This window comes from Actinoplanes sp. NPDC048791, assembly GCF_040650095.1.
Lineage (GTDB): Bacteria > Actinomycetota > Actinomycetes > Mycobacteriales > Micromonosporaceae > Actinoplanes.
Map to the genome: position 1 here is coordinate 1 of NZ_JBEZGQ010000313.1, position 8,261 is coordinate 8,261.

The following is an 8,261-nucleotide window of genomic DNA, read 5'->3' on the forward strand; positions in this document are numbered from 1 at the left end:
TGGTTCAGAGAGTCCCTGCGCTCCCGGGCGTCCAGCCCGCCCGCCGGGGATGTGGTGCCCGTTCAGATGCCGGGCCCGGGAGCCGGCGGGTCGAGCACCGCGGCGGCCGGGGCGGTCAGCGAGACCTCCAGGAAACGGGTGACGAAGACGGGCCGCCGGGCGCCCCGGGCGGTGATCTCCGCCTGTAAGGGCAGCCCGCTGGCCGGGTCGGCCCACACGTCGATGTGCGCGACGGTGGTGCCGGGCGCGACCGGGACGATCCGCAGCCCGGCCGCGACCACCCCGGCGATCCGCTTGCCCGGAAGCTGCTCCAGGCGGTCACCCGCGGCCAGGCTCAGCAGCCGGCGGACCAGCTCGGGCGGCGTCAGGTCGGCCGCCCGGGGCAGGCGCAGCGGCTGGTCGCCGACGATCCGGGTGAGCTGACTCTCGCCGTAGTCCCACAGATACTGCTCGCCGGGCAGCTGGTAGAGGCCCTGCTCGGTGCCGGGCCCGAGGACGTCCACCCGCCACCGGTCCGGGGCCCCGCGCCAGACGCGCATCTCGGTGGTGCCGCTGACCAGGGCGGTCACCTGTTCCAAGTTGGGCAGCGCGGGCAGGCCCAGGGCGCCCGCGCTCTGCGCGTACCCCTGATAGGCCTGGGCGACCGAAGCCGCGATCCGGTCCCGCAGCGCGGCGGGCGCGACCCCGGTCGCCGGCACCGGCCGGTGGGCCAGCAGCACCGGTACGGCGGTGAGCACCACCACAACCGCAAGCACGACGCTCCACCGGCGCCGGGCCTGACCCGCCACCACCGTCCGCCCGGCGCCCGTCAGCTGCCTCATCAGCCGAGGTCGAGCACACCGGGGATACGGTCCGGACGCCGGCAGGTCGTCCGTACGGCCACCGAGGCACCGCCGCGGGCGCTGACCTCCATCGACTCCATCACGTCCAGCACGTGCAGCGCGACGTCGGCGGCGGCGCGGTGCGGCCGGTCCTCGATCAGCGCCTCGGCCAGGTCGAGCAGCCCCACCCCGCGGCCCGCGTCGGCGTAACCGGCCGCCGGAGGCAGCACCCGCCAGCTCTCGTCGCCCGCGGTGAACAGGCGGACGTCGCCGTCGAAGTAGTTCGGATCCGGCACCGACAGGGAGCCCTGCGAGCCGTACAGCTCGATCCGCGGCAGGTGGGCGGCCCAGATGTCGAAGCTCATCATCAGCGTGGTCAGGGCGCCGCTCTCGTGCTCGAGGATCCCGGTGACGTGGGTGTCGATGTCGACCGGGAAGGTCGTGCCGGCGCGCGGGCCGTCGCCGATGGTGCGCTCGTGGCGCGGCCGCGACGACATGCCGACCACCCGGCGGACCGGGCCGAGCAGTTGCACCAGCGAGGTCAGGTAGTAGGGGCCCATGTCCAGCAGTGGCCCGCCGCCCTGCTGGTAGTAGAACTCGGGGTCGGGGTGCCACCGCTCGTGGCCGGGACCGGTCATGAAGGCGGTCGCCGCGTGCGGCACGCCGATCTCGCCGGCGTCGACGGCGGCCCGGGCGGTCTGCACGCCCGTACCCAGCACGGTGTCGGGGGCGCAGGCGACCCGCACGCCGGCGGCCTCGGCCGCCTGGACCACGGCGACCGCGTCGGCACCGGTCGCGGCCAGCGGTTTCTCGCCGTAGACGTGTTTGCCGGCGGCGATCGCGGCAAGGGCCACGACGGCGTGCTGGTTGGGTGTCGTCAGGTTCAGGACCACGTCGACGTCGGGTGCGGCGTACAGGTCGGGCAGGGCGACCACCCGGGCGCCCGGGTGCTGATCGGCCAGCAGCTGCGCCCGGCCCGGGTCCAGGTCGGCCACCGCGGTGACCGTCACCTGCGACAACCGGGAGAGGGTGGCGCTGTACTGGCCGCTGATCTTGCCGGCGCCGACGATGCCGGCTCTCAACGACTCGCCCACAGCAGTCCTCTCTCCACGATGGTCCGCACGTTCGGATCCTCGAGGACCTCGACGGTGTGCCCCGGCGTGGCGACGAACACCCGGCCCCGGCCCCACTGCCTGGTCCACACCGCCGGGCAGGTGACCGGCCGCTGCCAGGGCGCCCACGGCCGGGTGGCGGTGGTGGTGGTCGCCAGCACGTCGATGTAGTCGTCGGTCAGCACCCAGTACTGCTCGGTGTCGAGGTCGAAGTCGGCGAGGCCCTCGGTGACGGGGTGTGCCGCGGCGGCCGGTGTCATGGTGATCCGGTGCCGGACGTAGTTGTCGGACTGGTCGCCGCTGCGCTCACCCGGGGCCTCCCGGGCGGCGTGCGCGGCGAACTGACCGCCGATGAGCTGCAGGTAGTCGGCGCTGGCCCGGAAGGCGTCGGCGATCCCGCCGTGCCAGCCGGCCAGACCGGTGCCGGCCTCCACCGCGGACACCAGGCCGGCGACCTCCGCGCCGGAGATCGTCGCCATGGTCATGCACTGCACCACCAGGTCGGTGGCCCCCATCAGCTCGGCGTCGGCGTACGGGGCCGGCGAGTCCGCCACCTCCACGGCGAAACCCTGCTCGCGCAGGTACGGAATGAACAGGTCGGTGGCCTTGACCGGCTCGTGCCCGGCCCAGCCACCCCGGACGACGAGTGCGCGCCGCTGAGATGTCATCTGTCCCCTCTCGTGCCACGATCCACAACCAGCCTAACCACCGCCGCCGGCCCGGCCCGGAGCCGCGGAATGCCCGCCCCGGGGACGGTCATTCCCGGTGCGGGCGAAACCCCTGCGCCGTACGCGTGAATCGGCCCGGATGGGGGCAGTTAGAGGCTGCCCGGCCGGTTCGGCCGGAGTGGTTCAGCACCATCTGGAGGATCCGATGACAGGTACGCCCAGCGCGGGGAGAGGTACCTGGGCCCAGACCCTGCGGTCCCGGGCCCGCGCACGGCTCGCGGCGGCCGAGGCCCGCAACGCTCCCCCGCCGTTCGTGCCGGGTGACCTCCAGGAGCCGGCCACCCCGGTGCTGGTCGTGCAGGAGCAGCGCCCGGGTACCGACGACGTCCTGCCCCGCAGCGTCCGTACGGCCGGCGCCTGGGCTCTGCGGTTCATCCTGTTCGTCGCGGCCGCGTACCTCTTCCTCCGGGTCGTCGGGCTGCTGCGGGTGGTCATCATTCCCGTGGTGATCGCGCTGCTGCTGGCCGCGCTGTTCCAGCCGGCCGCCGCCGCTCTGACCCGCCGCGGGATGAAGCGCTCACTGGCCGCCGGCCTGGTCCTCATCGCCGCGCTGCTGCTGGTCTTCGGCGGGCTCAGCCTGATCGTGCGGACCTTCATCTCCCAGATCGACAACCTGTCGGCGAAGGTGAGCGACGGCATCAACGAGGTGCAGGACTGGCTGTCGCGCGGTCCGCTGCACCTGACCAACGCCGAGGTCAGCCAGTACATCGAACGCGTCCAGGACGCCGTCACCAAGAACCAGGGCGCGCTGACCTCGGGCGCGCTGAGCACCGCCACCACCCTGGGCGAGGTCGTCACCGGCTTCTTCCTGGTGCTGTTCACGCTGTTCTTCTTCCTGCGCGACGGTGGCCAGATCTGGTCCTTCCTGTGCCGGCTGCTGCCCCGCGAGGCCCGCGTGCCGACCGCCCGGGCCGGGCACTACTCCTGGCACACCCTGGTCTCGTATGTGCACGCCACGGTCCTGGTGGCTTTCGTGGACGCGGTCGGCATCGGTATCGGCCTCTTCGTGCTCCGGGTGCCGCTGGCGCTGCCGCTGGCCGCCCTGGTCTTCCTCGGCGCGTTCATCCCGGTGGTCGGCGCGACGGTCACCGGCGTCGTCGCGATCCTGGTCGCCCTGGTCGCCAACGGCCCGGTCACCGCCCTGATCGTGCTGGCCGTGGTCATCGCCGTCCAGCAGCTCGAGGGCCACGTGCTGCAGCCACTGATCATGGGCCGGGCGGTCGCCCTGCACCCGCTCGCGGTGATCCTGGCCATCGCGACCGGCATCGTCGTCGCCGGCATCGTCGGCGGCCTGATCGCCGTCCCGCTGCTGGCCGTGCTGAACACCGCCATCCGCTACCTGGTCCGGCACCCCAGCGGCGACCCCACCCCGGACCGCAAGCCGCCGGGCACCGAAGCCACCGACGACGGCACCGCCGAGGCGGAGGACCGGGCCGAGGACGCCGAACGCCGGACCGACCCGGCCGAGCCCCCGTCGGCCGACACCTCGGTCAACCACGAGGAGCCGGCCCCGGCCGCCCGGACCCCCTGAGTGGCACGCCGTCGCGGCCCGGGTGATCACACCCACGTCGCGGGCTGTGACATCGTGCGTAGGATCGATGCGCAGAACCTGATCCGAATGATCCCGCCAAGGAGCACGATGCCGTTAACTCCCGCTGACATCCACAACATGGCCTTCAAGAAGCCGCCGATCGGCAAGCGCGGCTACGACGAGGAGGAGGTCGACGCCTTCCTGGACGAGGTCGAGCAGGAGCTGATCCGTCTGCTCGAGGAGAACGGCGCCCTGCACGGTCAGGTCCAGCGCGGCCCGGGTGGTCCCGGCCCGGCGGCCTCGACCATGGTGCTCAGCTCGGAGTTCTCCGACATCACGGCCCAGTTGGAGCGCATGCAGGAGGCCCGGGCCCGGGCCGAGCAGAACGCCCGCAGCGTGCAAGCCCAGCTCGAGCAGGCCCGTAACCAGGCCCCGGCCGCCCCGGCGCACTCCCCGGACGGTGACGACCGCAACGCCCGGGTCCTGATGATGGCCCAGCGCACGGCCGACGACCACATGCGCGACGCCCGCCAGGAGTCGGAGACGCTACTGGCCAACGCCCGCAACAAGTCGGAGCAGATCACCAGCGAGGCCCAGCTCAAGGCCGGCACGATCGAGGGTGACGCACGTCGCAATCACAGCGAGGCGATGAACAGCCTGGGCACCAAGCGCGCCGCCCTGCTGGACGAGATCGAGCGGCTGGGCCAGCTCGCGCAGAGCTACCAGGCGGCGCTGGACAGTCACATCAGCCAGCAGCTCCAGGAGCTCAACAGCTCCCCGGGAGCGAGCTAACCCGTTCCGCCGGCCGGTCCCCGGGCGTCGAGGCGCCGCAGGTGCTCGCCGGTCAGCTCCAGCTCCGCCGCGGCGACGTTCTCGGCCAGGTGGGCGAGCGAGGCCGTGCCCGGGATCGGCAGCACGACCGGCGCGCGGGCCAGCAGCCAGGCCAGGGAGACCTGCGCCGCGGTGGCACCTAGCTCGGCCGCGACGGCGGTGATCCCGGTGGTCACCGCCGACACCGCCGGATGCACGGGCCGCCAGGCCAGGAAGGCGATGCCGGCCGCGGCGCATGACTCCAGCACCGGCTCGTGCTCCCGGTCCAGCAGGTTGTAGCGGTTCTGCACGCTGACCACGTCGACGATCCGCCGGGCCTCCGTGAGCTGGCCGACGGTGACCTCGGAGAGCCCGATGTGGCCGATCTTGCCGGCGGCCTGCATCTCCCGCAGCGCCCCGAGCTGGTCGGCCAGCGGCACGTCCGGGTCCACCCGGTGCAGCTGCACCAGCTCCAGCCGGGGCACGCGGAGCCGGCGCAGGGCCTGCTCGACCTGGTCGCGCAACAGCTCCGGGCGCCCGCACACGGCCGCCTCGCGCGGCGGATCCGGCGGGGCGACCCCGACCTTCGTGGCGATGAGCAGATCTTCCGGGTACGGGTGGAGCGCCTCGGCGAGCAGCTCCTCGTTGGCGCCCCAACCGTAGAGGTGCGCGGTGTCGATCAGGGTCACGCCCAGCTCGACGGCCCGGCGAGCCACCGCGACGGCGTTGCCCCGGGCCGCCGCAGGCGCCGTGGGCAGGTGCATGGCCCCGAAGCCCAGGCGCCGGACCACCCGGTCACCGACGCGGAACGTGCGCACTGTCATGGACGCGCTGCCACCCTTCTCGCCCGGAGGCCGCCGACGATCGCGTCCACCAGTAGAAAACCCGCCAGGGGTACGCCGAACAGCGGCAACGCCCAGCCTAGGGCGAACACCACCGGCACACCGACCGCGACGGCCCAGGCCGGCAGCCCCAGCCACGTACCCCGGGCCGGCGGCGCACCCACCACCGCCGGGCGCTCGGCCCGGGTCGGCCGCCGCTGCCACCACATCCGGTAGCCCCAGACGATCACGCAGATCAGCCCCACGGCCAGCGCGGCCAGCAGCACCTGGTTGAACACGCCGAACAGCTTTCCCATGTGGGCCTGCACGCCGAGCTTGCTGAGCTGGGAGAGCACCGGCCAGTCGGCGAAGTCGCTGCGGGCCACCACCGCCGAGGTCTGCGGATCGACGGCGACCCGGTCCAGCCCGACGGGCCAGGTGTTGTCGATGCCCGCCACGGTCCAGGCCGCGTTCGCCTCCTCCGGCACGGTCAGCTCGACCGGCCCGGTCATCCCGTGCTGCCGCGCGACACTCCACACGGTGTCAGCGGCGGCCGGGTCGACGGCCCCGGCCGGTCCCGCTGCGCCACCGTGGTGCCCGCCGGCCGGTTCGGCGGCGACGGCCGTGGCGAGCTCCGGCTGGTGGGCGTCGAAGGTGTCCAGGACCGCGGTGAAGTTGCCGCCGGCGTACCGGGACCAGGTCAGGCCGGTGGCGGACAGGATCAGCAGGCCCACCGCCAGCCACAGGCCGGTCGCCGCGTGCCAGCTCCGGGTACGCCGCACCCCCTTCTTCGCGGACAGCTCGGGCACGAGCAGCCGGCGTCCGCGCGACCGCCGCCACCACAGGACGACACCACCGAGCGCGATGACCCAGAGCCAGCTGGCGGCCAGCTCGGAGTAGAACCGGCCGGCCGCCCCGAGGTGCAGGTTGCGGTGCAGGTCGTCGAGCCAGGTGGTGACCGGGGTGGAGCCGTACCAGGTGGTGAGGGTGCCCTGCACGCGGCCGGTCCCCGGGTCGACGTGGACGGTGTGCTGCTTCTCGCCGAGCTCGGGCTGGGAGAACACGACCCGGGTGGTGGCATCGCCCGTGCCCGGCTGGACGGCAGACAGTGTGCCGGCGGGGTGCGCGGCGCGGGCGGCAGCGATCTGGTCCGCGAGCGGCAGCGCCGGGCCGTCGCCGGCGGACGCGGCGGTCAGCTGGTCGCGGTAGAGGCTCGCGTCGAGCTGCGGGGTGATCGTGTAGAGCAGTCCGGTCACCGCGGCCACGAGTAAGAAGGGCGCGACCAGGACGCCGGCGTAGAAGTGCAGGCGCAGCAGCAGCGCCCCGAACGCGGACTGGCGCCGTACCGTGATGTCGCGGGTGCCGGCACCCGGCACGGCCTCTTCCGTGATGGTCATCAGCGGTCCTCGGAATTCGGCGGCACGGCTGCGGGGATCGTCATCGGCTGTCCTCGGGGTCGGCGGCGGGGGCGGCCGCCGGGGCGTTCGGCGTCCGGCAGACAGGTCGGGCGGCGCGGCCGATCAGTTCCCGCCAGAGCACGGTCATTTCCCGCCCGCGCCCGGAAAAGCGGGCGAAGTGCGGTTGTAAGGTCGTCGGACGGGGCATAGGCCCGCTTTCGCACTGCTGATGGGGGACCTGACACCGTGATCCGACGTCTTGGCGGCGAACGCGCCCACCGTGTCGTCCGGTCCCGCCCGGACCTGCCCCGCACCGTGGCCACGCCGGTGACCGCGGTGGTCGTCGGCGGCGGGATCGCCGGCGTGACGGCGGCCCTGCTGCTCGCCGAACGCGGCGTCCGGGTCACCCTGCTGGAACGGGCCGCCCAGCTCGGTGGCCGGCTGGCAGCCTGGCCGAGCACGCTGCCCGACGGCACCCGGCACATGGTCGAGCACGGCTTCCACGGCTTCTTCCGGCAGTACTACAACTGGCGCAACGTGCTGCGCCGCATCGACCCGAGCCTGTCGTTCCTGCAGCCGGCCGGGCGCTACCCGATCATCTCCCAGGAGTGGCCCGAGGAGAGCTTCGCCGGGCTGCCCAGGACCCCACCGGCCAACCTGCTCGCGCTGCTGGCCCGCTCCCCCAGCATGCGGCTGCGCGAGCTGCGCGGACTCGACGGCACCGCCGCCCTGCCGCTGCTCAGCTACGACCGCGAGGAGACGTACCGGACCTTCGACGACGTCTCGGCCAAGGACTTCCTCGACGCGCTGGGCATGCCGCAGCGGGCCCGGGCCATGCTCTTCGACGTGTTCGCCCACTCGTTCTTCAACCACCAGGAGGACATGTCGGCGGCCGAGATGCTGATGCAGTTCCACTTCTACTTCCTGCGCAACCCGGAGGGCCTGGACTTCGACGCGCCCACCCAGGACTACGAGACGGCGATCTGGACTCCGCTGGCCCGCCAGTTCGAGGCGCTGGGCGGGCAGATCCGCACCGGTGCA

Annotated in this window: 8 protein-coding genes; 3 read left to right on the forward strand and 5 right to left on the reverse strand. The window is 73.2% G+C overall.

The genetic code is table 11. The annotated features are described in order from the left end of the window. Positions 1–62 precede the first annotated feature (62 nt). From AB0C29_RS22375 to AB0C29_RS22385, 3 genes are read right to left on the reverse strand one after another with little or no spacing between them, the layout of a single operon-like run. Positions 63–821, reverse strand: a complete 759-nt coding sequence (locus AB0C29_RS22375; protein ID WP_360823142.1) for a hypothetical protein — start codon at positions 819–821, stop codon at positions 63–65. Then, on the reverse strand, positions 821–1,915 hold the full coding sequence (locus tag AB0C29_RS22380; protein WP_360823145.1) for a Gfo/Idh/MocA family oxidoreductase: 1,095 nt from the start codon (positions 1,913–1,915) through the stop codon (positions 821–823). Before AB0C29_RS22380 ends, AB0C29_RS22375 begins: the two co-directional genes overlap by 1 nt. Beyond that, positions 1,900–2,601: a ThuA domain-containing protein gene (locus tag AB0C29_RS22385; RefSeq protein WP_360823148.1), complete on the reverse strand. Its 702-nt coding sequence runs from the start codon at positions 2,599–2,601 to the stop codon at positions 1,900–1,902. The genes AB0C29_RS22380 and AB0C29_RS22385 overlap by 16 nt, the downstream gene beginning before the upstream one ends. 205 nt (positions 2,602–2,806) lie before the next feature. Here AB0C29_RS22385 and AB0C29_RS22390 point away from each other — a divergent pair, with 205 nt between their 5' ends. Together AB0C29_RS22390 and AB0C29_RS22395 are read left to right on the forward strand one after the other, a co-directional pair. Further along, positions 2,807–4,192: an AI-2E family transporter gene (locus AB0C29_RS22390; protein WP_360823151.1), complete on the forward strand. Its 1,386-nt coding sequence runs from the start codon at positions 2,807–2,809 to the stop codon at positions 4,190–4,192. A 108-nt stretch (positions 4,193–4,300) separates the two neighbouring features. After that, the gene (locus AB0C29_RS22395; protein ID WP_360823154.1) at positions 4,301–4,984 is read left to right on the forward strand and encodes a DivIVA domain-containing protein; all 684 of its coding nucleotides are present in this window, start codon (positions 4,301–4,303) and stop codon (positions 4,982–4,984) included. On the opposite strand, the gene AB0C29_RS22400 is transcribed toward AB0C29_RS22395, so the two are convergent. Both AB0C29_RS22400 and AB0C29_RS22405 read right to left on the reverse strand, forming a co-directional pair. Next, on the reverse strand, positions 4,981–5,826 hold the full coding sequence (locus AB0C29_RS22400; protein ID WP_360823158.1) for an aldo/keto reductase: 846 nt from the start codon (positions 5,824–5,826) through the stop codon (positions 4,981–4,983). The genes AB0C29_RS22395 and AB0C29_RS22400 overlap by 4 nt on opposite strands. Then, positions 5,823–7,220, reverse strand: coding sequence for a PepSY-associated TM helix domain-containing protein (locus AB0C29_RS22405; protein WP_360823161.1), 1,398 nt, complete (start codon positions 7,218–7,220; stop codon positions 5,823–5,825). Before AB0C29_RS22405 ends, AB0C29_RS22400 begins: the two co-directional genes overlap by 4 nt. Positions 7,221–7,466: 246 nt before the next feature. Here AB0C29_RS22405 and AB0C29_RS22410 point away from each other — a divergent pair. Further along, positions 7,467–8,261 (forward strand): FAD-dependent oxidoreductase (locus tag AB0C29_RS22410; protein WP_360823164.1); only part of this gene is annotated, 795 nt, incomplete at its 3' end.

Excerpts from the sequence above, each read along its gene's own strand:
- AB0C29_RS22375 (WP_360823142.1), bottom strand. The coding sequence starts at position 821 with ATGAGGCAGCTGACGGGCGCCGGGCGGACGGTGGTGGCGGGTCAGGCC.
- AB0C29_RS22385 (WP_360823148.1), bottom strand. The coding sequence starts at position 2,601 with ATGACATCTCAGCGGCGCGCACTCGTCGTCCGGGGTGGCTGGGCCGGG.
- AB0C29_RS22390 (WP_360823151.1), top strand. The coding sequence starts at position 2,807 with ATGACAGGTACGCCCAGCGCGGGGAGAGGTACCTGGGCCCAGACCCTG.
- AB0C29_RS22395 (WP_360823154.1), top strand. The coding sequence starts at position 4,301 with ATGCCGTTAACTCCCGCTGACATCCACAACATGGCCTTCAAGAAGCCG.
- AB0C29_RS22400 (WP_360823158.1), bottom strand. The coding sequence starts at position 5,826 with ATGACAGTGCGCACGTTCCGCGTCGGTGACCGGGTGGTCCGGCGCCTG.
- AB0C29_RS22405 (WP_360823161.1), bottom strand. The coding sequence starts at position 7,220 with ATGACCATCACGGAAGAGGCCGTGCCGGGTGCCGGCACCCGCGACATC.